Here is a 19,986-nt window from a genome sequence, read left to right as displayed (position 1 = left end):
CCGCTTTCCGCAATCTTCGATTTTCACCAACTCCCGCGGCCACCGGCCGGGGCGAACCCACGCGCGCGTGATCGAGAGGCAACCATGACCATCAGCATCAATGTTCCTGATATTCACGAACTGAAGCCCCGGATCACCGTGTTCGGCGTCGGCGGCGCCGGCGGCAACGCCGTCAACAACATGATCACGGCGGGCCTGCAGGGCGTCGACTTCGTGGTCGCCAACACCGACGCGCAAGCGCTGACGATGTCGAAGGCGCAGCGCATCGTGCAGATGGGCACGGCCGTCACGCAGGGCCTCGGCGCCGGCTCGCAGCCGAACGTCGGCGCCGCGGCGGCGGAAGAGGTGATCGACGAGCTGCGCGACCATCTCTCGGGCGCCAACATGGTGTTCGTCACCGCCGGCATGGGCGGCGGCACCGGCACGGGTGCAGCTCCCGTCATCGCCAAGACCGCGCGCGACATGGGCATCCTCACCGTCGGTGTGGTGACCAAGCCGTTCCACTTCGAGGGCCAGCGCCGGATGCGCACGGCCGAAGCCGGTATCGCCGAGCTGCACAAGGTCGTGGATACGCTCCTGATCATCCCGAACCAGAATCTGTTCCGGGTCGCCAACGAGAAGACCACCTTCGCCGACGCCTTCGCGATGGCCGATCAGGTGCTCTATTCGGGCGTCGCCTGCATCACCGACCTGATGGTCAAGGAAGGCCTGATCAACCTGGACTTCGCCGACGTCCGCGCAGTCATGCGCGAGATGGGCAAGGCGATGATGGGCACCGGCGAAGCCTCCGGTGACAAGCGCGCGCTGACCGCCGCGGAAGCCGCGATCGCCAACCCGCTGATCGACGACAGCTCGATGAAGGGTGCCAAGGGCCTCCTCATCTCCATCACGGGCGGCAAGGACCTCACCCTGTTCGAGGTCGACGAGGCGGCGACCCGCATCCGCGAGGAAGTCGATCAGGACGCCAACATCATCGTCGGCGCCACCTTCGACGAAGCGCTCGACGGCCTGATCCGCGTCTCTGTGGTCGCCACCGGCATCGAGCAGGCCGCGATCGCCCGCAACAGCCAGGCGACGTCTGCGCCCGTCGCCAACCCGGCTCCGCAGATGCAGCAGGCTGCCGCCCCGGCCGCCGCCGAGAGCCGTCTCGCCGACCTGACCGCCCGGCTCCGTGCCGACAACCAGCGCCTGGCCGAGCGCGCCCAGAAGCTGGAAGCCCAGACCCCGGCCGCCGCTCCGGCTGCCGCCGCGCCGCGTCCGAACGTCGAGCGCGCTGCGCTCGCGGCGATCGCCGCTGCCGTTTCCGAGGTGCCGCAGGCGCCCGCGCCGCAGACCTATGGCGATGTCACCGTGCGCCCGATCGCGCAGAAGCCGACCCTGTTCCCGGAGGCCGACATGGCCCCGGTCGCGGTGCAGGAGCCGATGACGCCCGATACCTTCATCCCGCCGCAGGCCGAGCGTCCGGCCCGTACGCCGCGCATGCCGCGAATCGAGGAGCTGCCGATGCCGGCGCAAGCCGAGATTCGGCAGGCTCGCGGCGAGTCCGAGGAAGAGACCCCGCAAAAGACCCGCCTGTCGCTGCTGCAGCGCCTCGCCAATGTCGGCCTCGGCCGTCGCGACGAGGAAAGCGAGCCGCCGGTCGCGGCCCGCACCGCCGGTCCCGCCATGCCGCCGATGCCCGAGCGCCGGCCGCAGAAGACCGTGGCGCAGCAGATCGCGTCCAACGAGCCGGTATCGGAGTATGCCCGCCGTCCCGCGCCGCAGGGTCTGGACGTCCATGGCCGCCCCGCGCCTGTTGCGCCGGCGCCACAGGGTGACGACCATCTTGATATCCCGGCCTTCCTGCGGCGGCAGGCGACCTGAGGATTGTTACAATAAGGCAGACGAAAAAAGGTCCCGGCGAGAAGCTCGCCGGGACCTTTCCTTTTGCCTCGGGCATGTCCGGATTGTGCGGCCAAACAACTGATTTTAAATCATTAATTACGTATTCGGTGGTTCAGTAAAACTGCCGATAACGGCCCCGAACCCCGGCGCAATTTGGTTAAGCCTTGGCGCGAATACGGCAGGTTTGGGGTAACAATCGGTAAAAAACCGTGAGTTGGCGCTGTTTGAGGCTGCAACTATGGTCTGCCGTGACTTGGGGATACGGAGATTCGGAAGCGTCGGCTCGGGCCGGCCAGGTGGGTCTCGTATAAGTCACAGTGGGTCGTAGTGGGGCGGTTCCTAATGAAGTTTAGCCGGCAAACAACGCTTCGTGCGCAAGCCTCTGTGGCAGGCGTGGGCGTTCATTCCGGTCTTCCCGTCACTCTCACGCTTGGGCCTGCGCCTGTCGACGCGGGTTTTATTTTTGTCCGGACCGGACTCGAGGGAAGTGACCGCGAAGTTCAGGCCACCGCCGAGCAGGTGATTGCGACTGACTTTGCCACCGTGCTCGGCGACCGCGACGGTCCGCTGGTGTCCACCGCCGAGCATGTGCTTGCTGCACTACGGGGCATGGGCGTCGACAACGCCACCATCGAGATCGACGGTCCGGAAGTTCCGATCATGGACGGCAGCGCCGCGGCCTTCATCGCGGCGATCGACCAGGCCGGGATCGTCACCCAGCCGGCGCAGCGCCGCTTCATTCAGGTTTTGAAGCCGATCTCGGTCAAGATCGGCGATTCCGTCGGCGAGATCAGGCCCCACGCCAATGGGTTCCGCGTCGAGGTCGAGATCGATTTCACCAATCCCGTCATCGGCCAGCAGGCTTACGCGTTCGACCTCAACCCTGAAGGTTTCCGCCGCGAAGTCGGCCGGGCCCGAACCTTTGGCCTGATGTGCGACGTCGCGCGGCTCTGGAGCGCGGGCTATGCCCTCGGCGCCTCCTTCGACAACACCGTCGTGTTCGACGACGAGCGGCTGCTTAACACCGAAGGCCTGCGCTACTCCGATGAATGCGCCCGCCACAAGGTGCTGGACGTGATCGGAGACCTCTCGCTGGCCGGCCTGCCGCTGCTTGGCGCCTACCACTCGGTGCGTGGCGGCCACAAGCTCAACCACGCCGTCCTGACGGCGCTGCTCACCGACCGGACCGCTTGGCGGGTGGTCGAGGGCGAGGCTGCCCGCCGCACCACGCGTGCCGTGGGCGAGGTCGGTCGCGGCATCGTCGGCGGCCGGATCGCTGCGGCCTTCGGACCGGATGTGTCCTGACGCGGCCTGCCGCTTTCGGATTTGGTTGGCGGCCCCCGGGAAACTCCTGGTAACCATGTTCGGCTAGCATTGCGGCAGGTTCGCCTTAATCCGGGCGAAATGCCTCCCTATCCGGTTCGGTAACGATCGTTTTTCGGATACATCGGCGTGGTCGCATGGCAGCCACCACGGTTACATTTCGCGCCTATGAGGGGTTCGTGGGCTGCGGACACCGCATCACAGGGCGTCAGGGCTTAAACTCATGTCGGCACAGCGTATGACGCGCGGATATTTCTCGGTCTCATCGCGACCCCGCGGGCTGCTTCAGGCCGTCACCTTTATCATCCTCGCGCTGCCGCTTGCCGGATGCGGCACGGGCGCGCTCTGGGACAAGTTCACCGCCAAGGACGACACCTTCGTCGAGGAGCCCGCCGACAAGATCTACAATGAGGGCCTGTACCTCATGAACGAGAAGAAGGACATGAAGGCGGCGAACAAGAAGTTCGAAGAGGTCGACCGCCAGCATCCTTATTCCGACTGGGCCCGCAAGTCGCTGCTGATGTCGGCCTATGCGTCCTATCAGGGCGGCGATTATGACGGCTGCATCGGCGCTGCCACCCGCTACGTCACGCTGCATCCCGGCAGTCCGGATGCGGCCTATGCGCAATACCTGATCGCCGCCTCCCATTACGACCAGATCCCGGACATCAGCCGCGACCAGACCCGCACCGAAAAGGCGATCGCCGCGCTGGAAGAAGTGATCCGCAAATATCCGAACTCGGAATACGCGACCTCGGCCAAGGCCAAGATCGAGGGCGCACGCGACCAGCTCGCCGGCAAGGAAATGAACGTCGGCCGCTACTACGCCCAGAAGCGCGACTACACGGCCGCCATCAATCGTTACAAGACCGTCGTCACGCAGTACCAGACCACCCGCCATGTCGAGGAGGCGCTGTTCCGGCTCACCGAGGCCTATATGGCAATCGGCATCGTCGGCGAAGCGCAGACCGCGGCGGCCGTGCTTGGGCACAATTTTCCTGACAGCCGCTGGTACAAGGACGCCTATAATCTTGTAAAATCCGGCGGTCTCGAGCCGAGCGAGAATCAGGGGTCCTGGATCAGCCGGACCTTCAAGAAAATGGGTCTCGGCTAGGAAATTTGGTTCCATGCTGGCGCGTCTGTCGATCCGTGACATCGTCCTGATCGAACGGCTCGATATCGAATTCGCCTCCGGCCTCGCGGTTTTGACCGGCGAGACCGGTGCGGGCAAATCCATCCTGCTCGATGCTTTTGCGCTGGCGCTCGGCGGCCGCGGTGACGCCGGCCTCGTGCGTCACGGCGCGGAGCAGGGGCAGGTCACGGCCGTGTTCGATGTCCCGAAGAATCACCCTGCGACGAAGATACTGGCCGAGAACGGTCTGGACGATACCGGCGAGATGATTCTCCGGCGCGTGCAGCTCGCCGACGGGCGCACCCGCGCCTTCATCAACGACCAATCGATCAGCGTGCAGACGCTGAAGGCGGTCGGCACCGCCCTGGTCGAGATCCACGGCCAGCACGACGAGCGCGCCCTGGTCGATGCCGCCACCCACCGCCGCCTGCTCGACGCTTTTGCCGGCCTCGAAAAGGACGTTGCGGCGGTCGAAGCGCTCTGGGATGCGCGCCGCACCGCCAACACCGCGCTGGAGGAACATCGCGCCGCCATGGAGCGCGCCGCGCGCGAGGCCGATTATCTGCGCCACGCCGCCGACGAACTAAAGCAGCTCGCGCCCAACGACGGCGAGGAGACCGCATTGGCCTCCCGCCGCACCACCATGATGCAGGGCGAGAAGATCGCCTCCGACCTGCGCGAGGCGCAGGAGGCGGTCGGCGGCAATCATTCGCCGGTCGCAGCCCTCTCGGCGGCGGTGCGCCGGCTGGAGCGGCGCGGCGTCAACTCGCCGGCGCTGGTCGAGCCGGCAGTCAAGGCGATCGACGCGGCGATCAACGCGCTGGAGGAGGCCGACCAGCATCTCCAGGCGGCGCTGGCCGCAACCGATTTCGATCCGGCCGAGCTCGAGCGCATCGAGGAACGGCTTTTTGCTTTGCGTGCAGCGTCTCGCAAATATTCGACGCCGGTCGACGGCCTCCCTGCGCTGGCCGCCAAATACGCCGCCGACGTGGTCCTGATCGATGCGGGCGCCTCGCGCCTGAAGAAGCTGGAGCAGGCCGCGATCGAGGCGGACAGCCGCTATGCGGCGGCCGCCAAGAAGCTGTCGCAGGTGCGGCAGAAATCGGCAGAGAAGCTCAACAAGGCGGTCAACGCCGAGCTCGCCCCGCTCAAGCTCGAGCGCGCCAGGTTCATGACCCAGGTCGAGACCGACGAGGCCGCGCCCGGGCCGCAAGGTTTCGATCGCGTCGAGTTCTGGGTGCAGACCAATCCGGGCACCAAGCCGGGGCCCTTGATGAAGGTCGCCTCCGGCGGCGAGCTGTCGCGCTTCCTGCTCGCGCTCAAGGTCGTGCTGTCCGACCGCGGCTCGGCGCCGACGCTCGTCTTCGACGAGATCGACACCGGCGTCGGCGGTGCGGTGGCCGACGCCATCGGCGGGCGCTTGGCGCGGCTTGCCGGCAAGGTCCAGGTCATGGCCGTGACCCACGCTCCGCAGGTCGCCGCCCGCGCCGACCAGCACCTGCTGATCTCCAAGGACGCCCTCGACAAAGGCAAGCGCGTCGCGACCCGCGTCAATGCACTCGCCGCCGACCACCGCCGCGAGGAGATCGCCCGCATGCTCGCGGGCGCGGAGATCACCGCGGAGGCTAGGGCGGCGGCAGAGCGGCTGCTGAAGGCGGCGACGGCTTAGATCATGTCCCGGACGCGCGCAGCGCGAGCCGGGACCCAGAATGCCGCTACATGGGGCCCCGGCTCTGCAGCGCACCGCTTCGCGCCGCGCCGCGTCCGGGGCACGAGATTTCCACACGCCTTTACCGTGCTACCCGCTCCGTCGTATCCAAGCGCCATGGCCAGAGCAGCAAGATCCAAAGCAACACCGCTACGCGACGTCGCCGAGCTCACCAAGGCGCAGGCCAAGGTCGAGCATATGCGGCTCGCGCTCGAGATCGAGGGGCACAACGAGCGCTACTATCAGGAGGACGCGCCGACCGTCACCGACGCCGAATACGACGCGCTGCGCCAGCGCCTCAACGCGATCGAGCAGCGGTTTCCAGAATTCGTCACCGCGGACTCGCCCTCGCAGAAGGTCGGCGCCGCGCCGTCCGGACGCTTCAAGAAAGTCCGGCATGCCGTGCCCATGCTGTCGCTCGACAACGCTTTTGCGGAGGAGGACGTGCGCGACTTCGTCGGCCGCATCGTGCGCTTCCTGAAGCTCGACGACGACCAGATCGACTTCTCGGCCGAGCCGAAGATCGACGGCCTCTCTATGTCGCTGCGCTACGAGGGCGGTGAGCTCGTCACCGCCGCGACGCGCGGCGACGGCGCGGTCGGCGAGGACGTCACCGCCAACATCCGCACGCTGGAAGACGTGCCGCAGAAGCTGAAGGGCCGCAACATCCCTGACATCTGCGAGGTGCGCGGCGAAGTCTACATGACCAAGAAGGCGTTCCTAGCGCTCAACGAGCGGCAGAAGGCGGCCGGCGACACCATCTTCGCCAATCCGCGCAATTCGGCCGCCGGCTCGCTCCGCCAGAAGGACCCGACCATCACCGCCTCCCGTCCCCTCGGCTTCTTTGCCTATGCCTGGGGGCAGATGAGCGCTTTGCCGGAAGACACGCAGAGCGGCATGATCGGCTGGTTCGAGCGCTGCGGTTTCAAGACCAATCCGCTGACCAAGCTCTGTCACTCGGTCGAGGAACTGCTCGCCTTCCACCATGCGATCGAGGAGCAGCGCGCGCGGCTGGACTACGACATCGACGGCGTCGTCTACAAGGTCGACCGTATCGACTGGCAGGAGCGGCTCGGCTTCGTCTCGCGCACGCCGCGCTGGGGCGTCGCGCACAAATTCCCGGCCGAGCGCGCCATGACGGTGCTGCGCGACATCGAGATCCAGGTCGGCCGCACCGGCTCGTTCACGCCGGTCGGCAAGCTCGAGCCGGTCGGCGTCGGCGGCGTGATCGTGCAGAACGTCACGCTGCACAACGAGGACTACATCAGGGGCATCGGCAACAAGGGCGAGGTGCTGCGCGAGGGCCGCGACATCAGGATCGGCGACACCGTGGTGATCCAGCGCGCCGGCGACGTCATCCCGCAGGTGGTCGACGTCGTCCTCGACAAGCGGCCGAAGACCGCCAGGGAATTCCACTTCCCGAAGAAGTGCCCGTGTCCGCTGCACACCGACGTCGTGCGCGAGGAGACGGCGACGGGCGAGGAGGGCTCGCGCGCCCGCTGCACCGGCGAGTTCGCCTGTCCCTACCAGAAGATCGAGCATTTGAAGCTGTTCGTGTCGCGGCGGGCCTTCGACATCGACGGCCTGGGCGAGAAGCAGCTCCAGTACTTCTTCGACGAGGGCTGGGTGAAGGAGCCCGCCGACATCTTCACGCTCGAGAAGCGAAATTCGAAACTGAAGCTCGAGGAGGTCGAGGGCTACGGCGCGACCTCGGTGCGCAACCTGTTCGGCGCCATCGAGAGCCGGCGGAAAATTGCGCTGGAGCGCTTCATCTACGCGCTCGGCATGCGCCATGTCGGCGAGACCACGGCGCTGGCCCTGGCGCGCGGCTACGGCTCGTGGGATGCGTTCCACGATGCTTGCCTGAAAGTTGCCAAGGGCGATGAGGAGGCGATGGCCGACATGGATGCGCTCGACCAGATCGGCGACACCGTGATCAAGAGCATCGCCGATTATTTCGGCGAGAGTCACAATCGCGGCATCGTCGAACGCCTGACCAGCGAGGTCGAGATCGTCGATGCCGAAAAGCCGAAGAGCAATTCGGCCGTGGCTGGCAAGACGGTCGTGTTCACGGGATCGCTGGAGAAGATGACGCGGGATGAAGCCAAGGCGACGGCCGAGCGGCTAGGGGCCAAGGTGTCGGGCTCGGTCTCGAAAAAGACCGATCTCGTCGTCGCGGGCCCCGGCGCCGGCTCGAAGCTAGCGGACGCCAACAAGCACGGCGTCAAGGTGCTGACCGAAGACGAGTGGCTGAAGCTGATCGCCGAGTGAGCTGCGCGCTGGCGCCTCGCGTCCATCACCATCGCAAGGGCGTCTGGCAACAAGCGTCCCGTAATGATACGCGGGAGCAAGGGTTCCTTCACCTTTCGCGTTGACCCGATGTTTACCGCTTCACGTGAGGCCGCATTTACCAATGCGCCACGTCGCCCCGCGAAAACACCTGCATTCGCTTGAGTGTGCCGCCTGCGCCACGCCGATTAACGCCCCGGCAACCTAAATTAGATACTCACGATAAAGATCGAATTGCACGGATGTACTGAGTTCGATCTGACGAGCGTAAGCGTAGCGTGAGCGTAACGATGTCAGTGTTGCGTAACCATCCGAAGGGCGCGCGGTTCGCGTCCTTCGGCATCGGTCTCTGCATCTTCGCATTGATGCCGAGAGAGACCGGCTATCAGGACATTGCCTCGCTGCTAGCGCGCCAACCCGGCGTCGCCGAGCGTTGGCAGAAGCAGGTGTTCTCCGCTGCGTCCTCGATTCAGCTCGCCACCTATAGTTTTTCCCGCCCCATCGGCACTTCGGTTCCGCAGAGCGCGATGGTTCGGCTCGCGAGCCTCGACGGCCGCGACGTCACCGGCGCGATCCGTCGCAATCCGGCGCTTCAGACGCCGCCGCGCTATCACGCATCCGACTTTCCCAGTGTCGATCGCTCCCTGAAGGGTGATCGCCTCGCAATCGTCGCGCCGACGCAGTCGCCTGAGACGGCCGCGCCGGCTGCAGCCCCGGCCAAGGAAGATCCCGCGACCTCGAACAGCTCGGTGTTCGGCGCCAAGACTGCCGCATTGCCCCCGGCGATGTCGCCGGAATCCGCGGCCGCGCTCGATCCCGAGCTGCAGGAGGCGATGCGCGCGCCGCCGCTGCCGCAATATTCCAATCCGCCGCAGGCGAGCGAGACCGCGCGCACGTTCGCGGTGCAGCCGCTGGAAGCGCTGAAGCGCGCCACGGCGCCGGCTGCGCCCGCGCGCGATCCCTTCAGCGTCAAGACATCGAGCCTGTTCTTCGGCAGCTCCTCGCTCGGCGGCAATCTCGAGACCATCGAGAGCTGGCAGCCCGGCGCCGAGCCGCTGATCGTGATGCCCGACCCCGACATGAAGGTGACGGCTTCGCTGACCCCGCCAACGGCGGAGATCGCCAAGGACATCGAGAGCGGCGAGAGCGTCGCGCCGAAGGGCGAGGTCAACGCCGACAACCAGCGCGCCAAGTCGCCGGCGGAACGGCTCGCGCTCGACGAAAAGTCGCGCGCGAAATCGGAAAAGTGCCTCGCCGAGGCCGTCTACTTCGAATCCCGCGGCGAGGCCGTGCGCGGCCAGATCGCGGTGGCGCAGGTGGTGATGAACCGCGTGTTCTCCGGCAAATATCCTGACACGGTGTGCGGCGTGGTCTACCAGAACAAGTACCGCCATTTCGCCTGCCAGTTCACCTTCGCCTGCGACAACAATCCGGACGTGATCCGCGAGCCGGAGATGTGGGAACGCGCCAAGAAGATCTCGAAGGCGATGCTCGACGGCCAGATCTGGCTGCCCGAGGTCGGCAAGTCCACGCACTACCACGCCTATTGGGTCCGCCCGTCCTGGGTCGCCGAGATGAAGAAGCTGTACAAGACCGGCGTGCACACCTTCTATCGGCCGCGCAATTGGGGTGACGGCAGCGAAGAACCGAGCTGGGGCTCGCCGGCGCAGACCGCCGCGCTCTCCGCCGCACTCGCGCAGGAAGCCAAGAGCTCCGCGGAGATGAGCGAGCGGCGGTAGTTCTCTTACCTCTCCCCGCTTGCGGGGAGAGGTCGGATCGCTTTGGCGATCCGGGTGAGGGGGTACAGGTCTCTCGACAGTCGCATGTGTTGAGAGAGGCCCCTCATCCCGGCCCTCTCAGGGCGAGCGAAGCTCGTCCCGGCCCCGTAAGAACGGGGAGAGGGAGAAGAGCTCCTCACGCCTCGATGTCCAGCGCGCAGTCGAAATTCGGCGCCGAATGCGTCAGGGCGCCGGCCGACGCATAGTCGACGCCGGTTGCCGCGATGGCGGCGATCGAGTCCAGCGTGACGCCGCCGGACGCCTCCAGCGCGAGGCGGCCCGCGTTGAGCCTCACCGCTTCGCGCAGCGTCGCAGGGTCCATGTTGTCCAGCAGCACCGCGTCGGCCATTCCGCAGTCGAGCACCTCGCGCAGCTGCGCCAGCGTGTCGACCTCGATCTCTATCTTGACGAGATGGCCGGCATGGGCGCGGGCGCGCTCCAGCACCGGGCGGATGCCGCCGGCCACCGCGATGTGGTTGTCCTTGATCAGGATGGCATCGTCGAGTCCGAAGCGATGGTTGAAGCCGCCGCCGCAGCGCACCGCGTATTTCTCCAGCGCGCGCAGTCCTGGCGTGCTCTTGCGCGTGCAGCAGATGCGCATCCTGGTGCCTTCGGCGCGCGCGACATAGTCCGCCGTGAGCGTGGCGATGCCCGACAGCCGGCCGACGAAGTTCAGCGCGGTCCGCTCCGCCGTGAGGATGGCGCGCGCGGGCCCCGAGATCGTCAGCACGGGCTCGCCGCGCGCAACCCGCGCGGCATCGCGGACATGTGCGCGCACCTCGATCTCAGGCGACAGCTTCTGCAAGCTCGCGAGCGCCAGCGGCAATCCGGCGATCACGCCGGACTGGCGCGCGACGAGGATGGCTTGGGCGCGTGTCGCCTCCGGGATCGTCGCGAGCGAGGTGATGTCGCCGGCGCGGCCGAGATCCTCGTCGAGCGCGCGCTCAACGGCCGCCGCGATCGCGAGCGGCGAGAGGAAGGCATCGGGGTAGAGCAGTGAGGTCGGGGTGATCATGGGGCCTCCTTCAGGCGATCATGGGTTGCGCGATGCGTGGCCGCTTGTGCTCGTCGAGGCTCTCCGCGACCTCGCGCGTCGCGGCGAGCGTGGTCATCGTTCTCTGCGCCAGCGCTGGGTTCTCGGCCGGGTGATCGGAACGGAAGTGCGCGCCGCGGCTCTCGCGCCGCGTCCAGGCAGCAACGGCGACGAGCAGGGCCGAGATCTCTATGTTGCCGAGGACGCCGTGTCCGGCCTCGCGCGCGAGCCTGGCGAAATGGCGCACGGCCTCCGCAAGACCGTCACCGTCGCGGATCACGCCGACATGGGCGCTCATCATCGCGCGCAGCCGCTTCACTTCTGCACCGTCCAGCGTGCCAGTGCGCGGCGTCACCAAAGCGTCGGGCAGGCGGGCCGGCGGGAACACGGTGCGGCCGGCGATGTCGTCGGCAATGCGGGCGGCATAGACGACCGCTTCGAGCAGGGAGTTCGAGGCGAGCCGATTGGCGCCATGCGCGCCGGTGGAGGAAACTTCGCCGGCGGCCCAGAGACCGTCGATCGAGCTGCGGCCGCGCGCATCCACTGCGATGCCGCCCATGTGGTAATGCGCGGCCGGAGCGATCGGAATCGGCTGCGCGGCGGGATCGATGCCGGCGGCGATGCAGCTCGCATGCACGGCCGGAAACCGCGTCGCAAAGCGCGCGCCGAGCGCCTGGCGTGCATCGAGGAAGGCGCCGCGCCCGGCCGCGATCTCGGCGAACACGCCGCGGGCCACGATGTCGCGGGGCGCGAGCTCGGCGAGCGGGTGGCGGGCGCTCATGAAGCGCTCGCCGTTGCCATTGATCAGCGTCGCCCCTTCGCCGCGCAGCGCTTCGGTGGCGAGCGGCGCCGGGTCGCGGCCGACCATGATGGCGGTGGGGTGGAACTGGACGAATTCAGGATCGGCGATCACGGCGCCGGCGCGGGCGGCGATCGCAAGGCCCGAGCCGCTCGCTTCCGGCGGGTTGGTGGTGACGGCGTAGAGGTGGCCGAGCCCGCCGGTCGCAAGCACGACCGCGCGTGAGGCGAGCACGAGCGGCCGTGCCGCGGGATTGCCGGCCTCGCGCAACTGAAGCCCGGTGACCGCGCCGTCCTCGGTCAGCAATGCTTCGGCGACGAAGCCTTCGATCAGGCGGATCGAGGGGGTGCGGCGCACGGCCTCGCTCAAGGCCGCGATGATCGCGGCGCCGGCGCCATCGCCGCGCACATGCACGATGCGACGCGCGGAATGCGCAGCTTCGCGTCCGACGGCAAGCCTGCCGTCGAGATCGCGATCGAACGGAACGCCATAGGCGAGAAGATCGTGGATGCGCGGCGCCGCCTCGCGAGCGATCCCGAGCGCGATGGCTGCATCGACCAGGCCGCCACCGACCGCGACGGTATCGGCAGCGTGTGCCTCCGGCGTATCGCCTTCAGCCATTGCCGCAGCGATGCCGCCTTGCGCCCATGCGGAGGACGCGCCGTGCCCGAGCGGTGCCGCCGAAATCAAGGTCACAGGCCTCGGCGCGAGCTTCAGCGCGCAGAACAGTCCGGCAAGGCCGCCGCCGACGATGACGACGTCGTCGGTGCGGGCGAGGTTGTGGATGTTGTTTGTTGTCATCGTTTTCACCTTTCACTTCGCTGTCGTCCCCGCGGAGGCGGGGACCCATACGCCGCGGCGGCAGTTGTTTTGCGAAGCTCTGCAACGATGTTCTTCGCCAAACATCTGCTTGTGGTTATGGGTCCCGGATCTGCGCTACGCTTGTCCGGGACGACAGCTGTGTATGACGCTGCATGTGTTGCTAGTTCTTCAGATTGATCATGCGCTCGACCGAGCGCCGCGCGCGTTTCGCAAGCGCGGGATCGATCGTCACCTCCTCGCGAAGCGTCAGCAGGCTCTCCAGGATGTTGTCGAGCGTGATGCGCTTCATGTGCGGGCAGAGATTGCAGGGGCGGAGCATCTCCACGTCGGGCAGCTCTGCCCGGACATTGTCGGCCATCGAGCATTCCGTGATCATGACCAGCCGCCGCGGCCGCTTTGCGCGTACCCAGTTGATCATGTGCGCGGTCGAACCGGTGAAGTCGGCTTCCGCCAGCACGTCCGGCGGGCATTCCGGATGTGCGATGATCTGCACGGTGGGATCGGCTTCGCGAAAGCTGCGCAGCTCTTCGCCCGTGAAGCGCTCATGCACCTCGCAGGCGCCTTTCCAGGCGATGATCTTCACGTCGGTCTTCGATGCCACGTAAGTGGCGAGGTATCGGTCGGGCAGGAAGATCACGGTTGGGGCGTTCAGGCTCTCGACCACCTGCACCGCGTTCGAGGACGTGCAGCAGATGTCGACCTCCGCCTTCACCTCCGCCGAGGTGTTGACATAGGCGACAATCGGCACGCCGGGGAATTTCTCGCGCAGCAGCCGCACGTCCGCCCCGGTGATGCTGGCGGCGAGCGAGCAGCCCGCGCGCGAATCCGGGATCAAGACGGTCTTGTCCGGATTGAGCAGCTTCGAGGTCTCCGCCATGAAGTGCACGCCGCATTGGACGATGATGTCGGCCTTCACCTTGGTGGCTTCGACCGCGAGCTGGAGCGAGTCGCCGCCGATATCAGCGACGCAGTGGAAGATCTCCGGAGCCTGGTAGTTGTGGGCGAGGATGACGGCGCCCCGCGCGCGCTTCAGCTCGTTGATCGCGTGAATCGTCGGCGCCATCAGCGGCCATTCGATCGATGGGATCACGTGCTTGACGCGGTCATAGAGCGGCGCGGTGGCGCGTTCGACCGCCGGCGTCCACTCCAGTGCGGGCATCGGCCATTTCGGCCCCGGGGGCACCGGCGCGGCGCGGGGGGAGACCGGCACGGCGCGGGAGGCGATGGGCTGGCCTTGCGGCCGGTTGGCAAAGTCGTCGGGACCGTAAATTCCAGTGATCGGCATTGAAGCCTCCCAAGCAAGGTTATTATGCTCAATTTGAGAATATATAGAGCCCGAGAAATCCGGCCGAGGTGGCCGGTCGAACATCGCTGCTGCCCTAATATGCTCAATATGAGTAAATCGAACATAGCACGCACCGCCGCGCACCGCTAGGTCCTGCCGCACACATTTCTGTCAATTCGCGGCTGAAGCGGCAGGCGAGGCCAGATCGAAACGCAATGCTCCCGCGTCAGCTCCTCGTGGAATGCAACCGTTTTTGCCTTGGGGTTTTCATGCAGATGCATTAAACGAGCTGTCCCGCGGCTGCAGGTTTGCGGATCCGCCAACGACAGACGAGGACAACCATGTCGACACAGATCGGCGAGCTCGCACCGGCCTCACGTTCCCTCAACTGGCGTACCCCGGCCATCATTATCCTCTGCGGCTGTGCCATCGGCATGCTCGGCTTCGGTCCGCGTTCGGCGCTCGGCTTCTTCGTGCAGCCGATGAGCAACGAATTCAGCTGGGGCCGTGACGTGTTCGGCCTCGCCATCGCCGTGCAGAATCTGTTGTGGGGACTCGGTCAGCCGTTTGCCGGTGCAGTTGCGGATCGCTTCGGTCTGTTCCGCGTGATGTGCGTCGGCGCGCTGCTCTATGCCGGCGGCCTGCTCTTGATGCGCTATTCCTCGACCCCGCTGACGCTCGACATCGGCGCCGGCGTCATGATCGGCTTCGGCCTCGCCGGCTGTTCGTTCAATCTGGTTCTGTCGGCGTTCAGCAAGCTCTTGCCGGCCGAGAAGCGCGGCCTTGCGCTCGGGGCCGGCACGGCGGCGGGGTCGTTCGGGCAGTTCCTGTTCGCACCGATCGGCGTCGCCTTGATCGACAATTTCGGCTGGCAGCAGGCGCTCTCCGTGTTCGGTTTCCTGATGCTGCTGATCATCCCGCTGTCGCTGGCGCTCTCGACGCCGCCGGTGACAAGCGCGAGCAGCGCAACGCCCGCGGACGACCAAACCATCACCAAGGCGCTTGCCGAAGCCTTCGGTCATCGCTCCTACGTGCTGCTGGTGCTCGGCTTCTTCACCTGCGGCTTCCAGCTCGCCTTCATCACCGTGCATCTGCCGGCTTTCCTGGTCGATCGCGGCATCTCGACGCAAACCGGCGGCTGGGTGATCGCGGCGATCGGCCTGTTCAACATCATCGGCTCGCTCAGCGTCGGCTATCTCCAGAATTATCTGCCCAAGCGCTACATCCTCTCGACCATCTACTTCACGCGTGCGCTGGCAACGCTCGCCTTCATCTCGTTCCCGATCACGCCGTTCTCGGCGATCGCGTTCGGCGCGATCTCCGGCCTGACCTGGCTGTCGACGGTGCCGCCGACCTCGGCGCTGGTGGCGCTGATGTTCGGAACGCGCTGGCTCGCGACGCTCTACGGCTTCGCCTTCGTCAGCCATCAGGTCGGCGGCTTCCTCGGCGTCTGGCTGGGTGGCATCGTGTTCGAGAAGTTCGGTTCCTACACGCCGATCTGGTGGCTCTCGATCCTGTTCGGCGTGCTCTCGGCGCTGATCAATCTTCCGATCGTCGAGAAACCCGTTCAGCGGGCGGTTGCGCAGCCGGCCTGATCGGCTAAACATCCCCGACAAACAAAGTCAGGGAGTTCAGTCGTGGCCACATTCAAGGCGATCAGGATCGACAAGGCGGACAAGGGCACCACCGCGGCGCTGACGCAGTTCGACGAAGCCGAGCTGATGGAGGGCGGAGTCACCGTCCGCGTCGAATGGTCGACGCTGAACTACAAGGACGGCCTTGCGCTCACCGGCAAGGCGCCGGTGGTGCGCCGCTTCCCGATGATCGCCGGTATCGATTTCGCCGGCACGGTTGAAGCCTCCTCGCATCCGCAGTGGAAGGCGGGCGACAAGGTGGTCTGCACCGGCTGGGGCATGGGCGAGACCCATCTCGGCGCCTATGCCGAGAAGGCGCGGGTGAAGGGCGACTGGCTGGTCGCTCTTCCGCAGGGCCTGTCGGCGCGCGATGCCATGGCGATCGGCACCGCTGGCTTCACCGCGATGCTCTCGGTGCTGGCGCTGGAGAAGCACGGCATCTCGCCGAAGAGCGGCCCGGTCGTGGTGACGGGCGCTGCCGGCGGCGTCGGCTCGGTCGCGATCGCCGTCCTTTCGAAGCTCGGCTACCACGTCATCGCTTCGACCGGCCGGGCCTCCGAGGCCGACTACCTGAGGCAGCTGGGGGCTACCGAGATCATCAACCGCAACGAATTGTCGGCGCCGGCAAAGCCCCTCGCCAAGGAGCGCTGGGCCGGCGGCGTCGACAGCGTCGGCTCGACCACCCTCGCCAACCTGCTCTCGATGACGAAATATGGCGGCGCGATCGCGGCCTGCGGCCTGGCCGCCGGCATGGACCTGCCGTCCTCGGTAGCGCCGTTTATTTTGCGCGGAGTGTGCCTTCTCGGCATCGATTCCGTGATGTGCCCGATTGAGCCGAGGAAAGCCGCCTGGCAGCGTCTGGCCTCCGACCTGGATCGGGAAAAACTATCTGAAATCACTGATGAAATTTCGCTCGACGAAGTTGCGGGGTGGGGCGAGAAAATCCTGGCCGGCCAGGTTCGCGGCCGCGTCGTGGTAAAAATCGTCTGACGGCGTTCAGACTTTACCAACCAAGCTGCTTCAATCTCGCCATGGTTCGTATGGTAAGCAGCGGGTAAAGAATAAAGGCATCGCCCGCTGCGGGGGTTGGGTTCGGAGTTGAGCATGCTTGCGCGTATTGTGTTGGGGGCTGTCACGGCGGCAGCGACGTTTGCGCCGGCCATCGCTGGAAGCATGAACGCCGACGAGGCGCGCCGTTTCGTGGCCGGCAAAGTGTTCGCCTTCACTTGTTTCGACGGCACCCGCGGTGCAGGCCGCATCCTCGACGATCTCGGCGCCGCCGGTGCGGTGCAATTCTCGGGCGCAGGCCCGGTCCGTCATCTCCGCCTGCCCGGCAACACCCTCCAGATCCGCGGCCAGAACGTCTGCGCCTCAATCAAGGGCATCCCGTTCGAGCCCTGCTTCAACCTGGAAAAGACCGACGACCGCAGCTTCCGCGGCTCGGTGTCGGGCATGGGCTTCGCCTATTGCGACTTCCATCACCAGGGCGGCAATCAGATGCTGATGGCGCGCGCCGCGGCGCGGCCGCGCTCGCTGCACAAGCCGGAGCACACTGGTACGGTCGCCGCGTCGAACACCGAGGTCGTCGCGCGCGTCGAGACGCCGCGTGTCGAGAGCAGCCGGATCGAGCCGGCGAGGTCCGAGCCCGCGAAGAACGAGGGCCCGCTGGAGCTGCGCCGCTCCACGCAGTGAGCTCGCCTGCGCGGGACAACCCGCGCCATTGATCGTCGAAGACATCATCGAACACGAAGCCGCCCGCGCCGTAGTCATACGGACCGCGGCTTTCATGCCTTGGTAGCTGTTCGGGCCTCAGTTTGCGTGCGGCCGGGGGGCGGTCCCACGCAAGGGTTCAACGATGTCGCTCTATTTCTTCCGCATCAGCACCGGCCGCTATTCCGGCGCCGCCGACCTGCCCTACGAGTTCGAGGATCGCGCAGCCGCCTGGACCGAGATGACCGAGGTGTGCGCCAATCTGCTCAGCGGCATCGCGCGCAGCCTGAAGCCGAACGCCGAGTGGTGCATGGAGCTGCTCGACGAGGACAAGCAGCCGGTCTTTCGAATCAGCCTCGTCGGCGAGGCCGTTGGATGCAAAGCTTCCTAGCTCCGACTTGAAGCTGCAATTTACAACTATGACGGGATCATTTCCTTTCGCGCTCAATCATTTAGCGTACAAATTCAGTATTTCTGCGAGGGATTTCGTTAACCAAATCGGAATGTGAAAAGCTCACTTTTTGGGCAATGGCGCAGTCAGGGGAAGCCGCTGCGCGTTCCTTCGGGGGAAACATGCCCATGCTGAGCCTTGTTCAGAATCTGAGGATCGGGACCAAGCTGGCGATTGCGTCGGCGCTCGGTGTGCTCCTGGTTGGGGCCATGATCGCAAGCCAGATGCTCGGCAATGCGGGCATTCGCGAGAGCAGCCAGAGCGCGTTTGCGCAGCAGCAGATCGCGCGCGACGCAGTCAAGGCCGAGGCCGCGGTTCGCGGCATGCAGCTCGCGGTACGAGACCTTCGACTCGCCAATAGCCCGGCTGACATTCAGAAGGCCACCCAGAACCTGGGGGACCAGCAAAAATCGACGAACGCGCTGGTCGATGAAATGCTGAAGCTTTCTCACGAGACGGAGAACCGCGCTCGGATGGAGAAGCTGAGATCGCTGGCCGCGAATTACGAAAAGGCCGCGCAGCAGATCGCCGGCGTGCGCGGCGAGGCCCTGGCCGCCAGCGGTGCAGACGGCGCGGCCCGCGCTGCGAAGCTCAATGAAGACGCCATTCGCATCGCACGCGAGGTGACCCTGCCGATTGCCGGCGAGCTCGACGTGCTGATCGGCCAGATCGCGGATTACGCGAGGCACAAATCCGGGGAGAAGAATGCCGCGGCCGCGGCACAAATGACATCGAGCGAGCAGCTTGCGATCCTGGTCGGCGCACTTGCCATGCTCGTCCTCGTCGGCTCCTGGCTGATGTCGTTCCTGACCATCGCGCGGCCGATCCGTGCGCTCACCGTCGCCATGGACAAGCTCGCCGGCGGCGATTTCTCCGTGGTTCTGCCCGGTCTCGGCCGCAAGGACGAAGTCGGCGGCGTCGCGGCCGCCGTCGAAAAGTTCAAGATCGTGTCGGAGCAGAAGGCGCGCGAGGAGGCCGAAGCCAAGATCAGGCAGGACCAGATTGCGGCCGCGCAGCGCAAGGCCGAGATGCACAAGCTGGCCGACAGCTTCGAGGCCGCGATCGGTGAGATCGTCGATACCGTGTCCTCGGCCGCGACGGAGCTGGAAGCTTCCGCCTCGACGCTGACCGCGACGGCGGCGCGCGGCCAAGAGCTCACCACCATGGTTGCTGCCGCTTCCGAGGAAGCTTCCACCAATGTGCAGTCGGTGGCGTCGGCGACCGAAGAGCTGTCGTCGTCGATCACCGAGATCAGCCGGCAGGTGCAGGAATCCGCCCGCGTCGCGGGCGAAGCGGTGAACCAGGCCCGCACCACGACCGATCGCGTCGGCGAGCTTTCCGCGGCAGCGGCGCGGATCGGCGACGTGGTCGAGCTGATCAACACCATCGCCGGCCAGACCAACCTCCTGGCGCTCAATGCAACCATCGAGGCCGCGCGCGCCGGTGAGGCGGGTCGCGGCTTTGCCGTCGTCGCCTCCGAGGTCAAGGCGCTTGCCGAGCAAACGGCGAAGGCGACCGGCGAGATCGGCCAGCAGATCGCCAGCATCCAGACCGCCACCGAGCATTCGGTCGGCGCGATCAAGGACATCAGCCACACCATCGAGAGACTGTCGGAGATCTCCTCGACCATCGCAGCCGCGGTGGAAGAGCAGGGCGCGGCGACGCAGGAAATCTCCCGCAACGTGCAGCAGGCGGCGACGGGCACCCATCAGGTGTCGTCCAACATCACCGACGTGCAGCGCGGCGCGAGCGAGACCGGTTCGGCATCCACGCAGGTGTTGTCCGCGGCGCAGATGCTGTCCGGCGACAGCAACCGGCTCAAGCTGGAGGTCGGAAAGTTCCTCGATACTGTGCGCGCGGCCTGACACGCGCCTTCGCGAGCGTCGCTCGGTCGCTGCTCGCTCGAGCGCAAAGCCGACGAGGAATGAGCAGGGCGACGATTGACGGTGTGGGCGGCGTGACGTCCCTCCAGCCGCCGCGAATGCTGCGGCGCACTGAGCTACGTCCGCGTCGCAACAGGGAGATGCCGTGCGGCTGCAAGAGAAAGTTGCAGAGACACCACGATCGCTGCGCACGAGCCGTAGTTTTCTGTAGCCTCCTGTTAACGCCTGTTTGCGATTATGGGCGCAATCCTTCGG

At 66.2% G+C, this 19,986-nt stretch carries 14 protein-coding genes; 11 read left to right on the top strand and 3 right to left on the bottom strand.

The features are described 5' to 3' along the window. The first annotated feature begins 84 nt into the window (after nucleotides 1-84). The 6 genes from ftsZ (at nucleotide 85) to HZZ16_RS06645 (ending at nucleotide 10,075) form a co-directional block, all read left to right on the top strand. Complete coding sequence (ftsZ, locus tag HZZ16_RS06670) at nucleotides 85-1,863, top strand: cell division protein FtsZ (protein ID WP_197947711.1); 1,779 nt, start codon at nucleotides 85-87, stop codon at nucleotides 1,861-1,863. A gap of 363 nt (nucleotides 1,864-2,226) precedes the next feature. Then, a complete protein-coding gene (lpxC, locus tag HZZ16_RS06665; protein WP_197947710.1) occupies nucleotides 2,227-3,189 on the top strand; it encodes a UDP-3-O-acyl-N-acetylglucosamine deacetylase in 963 nt (320 codons plus the stop codon). 241 nt (nucleotides 3,190-3,430) lie between these two features. Continuing rightward, complete coding sequence (locus HZZ16_RS06660; RefSeq protein ID WP_197947709.1) at nucleotides 3,431-4,321, top strand: outer membrane protein assembly factor BamD; 891 nt, start codon at nucleotides 3,431-3,433, stop codon at nucleotides 4,319-4,321. Nucleotides 4,322-4,334: 13 nt separating this feature from the next. Then, a complete protein-coding gene (gene recN / locus HZZ16_RS06655; protein WP_197947708.1) occupies nucleotides 4,335-6,008 on the top strand; it encodes a DNA repair protein RecN in 1,674 nt (557 codons plus the stop codon). Nucleotides 6,009-6,164: 156 nt separating this feature from the next. Continuing rightward, nucleotides 6,165-8,318 (top strand): NAD-dependent DNA ligase LigA, encoded by a 2,154-nt coding sequence (ligA, locus tag HZZ16_RS06650; RefSeq protein ID WP_197947707.1) that lies wholly within the window; start codon nucleotides 6,165-6,167, stop codon nucleotides 8,316-8,318. A 308-nt stretch (nucleotides 8,319-8,626) separates the two neighbouring features. Next, entirely contained in the window at nucleotides 8,627-10,075 is a 1,449-nt protein-coding gene (locus HZZ16_RS06645) for a cell wall hydrolase (RefSeq protein WP_197947706.1), read from the top strand. Between the two features lie 175 nt (nucleotides 10,076-10,250). On the opposite strand, the gene nadC is transcribed toward HZZ16_RS06645, so the two are convergent. From nadC to nadA, 3 genes are all read right to left on the bottom strand, one after another. Further along, nucleotides 10,251-11,129 (bottom strand): carboxylating nicotinate-nucleotide diphosphorylase, encoded by an 879-nt coding sequence (gene nadC / locus HZZ16_RS06640; RefSeq protein ID WP_197947705.1) that lies wholly within the window; start codon nucleotides 11,127-11,129, stop codon nucleotides 10,251-10,253. A 10-nt stretch (nucleotides 11,130-11,139) separates the two neighbouring features. Further along, complete coding sequence (locus tag HZZ16_RS06635; RefSeq protein WP_197947704.1) at nucleotides 11,140-12,747, bottom strand: L-aspartate oxidase; 1,608 nt, start codon at nucleotides 12,745-12,747, stop codon at nucleotides 11,140-11,142. 181 nt (nucleotides 12,748-12,928) lie between these two features. Further along, the gene (nadA, locus tag HZZ16_RS06630) at nucleotides 12,929-14,053 is read right to left on the bottom strand and encodes a quinolinate synthase NadA (RefSeq protein WP_197947703.1); all 1,125 of its coding nucleotides are present in this window, start codon (nucleotides 14,051-14,053) and stop codon (nucleotides 12,929-12,931) included. Nucleotides 14,054-14,394: 341 nt separating this feature from the next. Here nadA and HZZ16_RS06625 point away from each other — a divergent pair, with 341 nt between their 5' ends. From HZZ16_RS06625 to HZZ16_RS06605, 5 genes are all read left to right on the top strand, one after another. Beyond that, a complete protein-coding gene (locus HZZ16_RS06625) occupies nucleotides 14,395-15,648 on the top strand; it encodes an MFS transporter (protein WP_197947702.1) in 1,254 nt (417 codons plus the stop codon). A gap of 42 nt (nucleotides 15,649-15,690) precedes the next feature. Then, nucleotides 15,691-16,677 (top strand): acrylyl-CoA reductase (NADPH), encoded by a 987-nt coding sequence (acuI, locus tag HZZ16_RS06620; protein WP_197947701.1) that lies wholly within the window; start codon nucleotides 15,691-15,693, stop codon nucleotides 16,675-16,677. Between the two features lie 114 nt (nucleotides 16,678-16,791). Beyond that, the gene (locus HZZ16_RS06615) at nucleotides 16,792-17,379 is read left to right on the top strand and encodes a hypothetical protein (protein WP_197947700.1); all 588 of its coding nucleotides are present in this window, start codon (nucleotides 16,792-16,794) and stop codon (nucleotides 17,377-17,379) included. A gap of 163 nt (nucleotides 17,380-17,542) precedes the next feature. After that, nucleotides 17,543-17,788, top strand: a complete 246-nt coding sequence (locus HZZ16_RS06610; protein ID WP_197947699.1) for a DUF6894 family protein — start codon at nucleotides 17,543-17,545, stop codon at nucleotides 17,786-17,788. Nucleotides 17,789-17,976: 188 nt separating this feature from the next. After that, on the top strand, nucleotides 17,977-19,713 hold the full coding sequence (locus HZZ16_RS06605) for a methyl-accepting chemotaxis protein (RefSeq protein ID WP_197947698.1): 1,737 nt from the start codon (nucleotides 17,977-17,979) through the stop codon (nucleotides 19,711-19,713). Nucleotides 19,714-19,986 lie beyond the last annotated feature (273 nt).

The sequence above is a fragment of the Bradyrhizobium glycinis genome (assembly GCF_016031655.1).
In the GTDB taxonomy this organism is placed as follows: Bacteria; Pseudomonadota; Alphaproteobacteria; order Rhizobiales; family Xanthobacteraceae; genus Bradyrhizobium; species Bradyrhizobium glycinis.
This window is presented reverse-complemented; position numbering and strand designations above follow the sequence as displayed.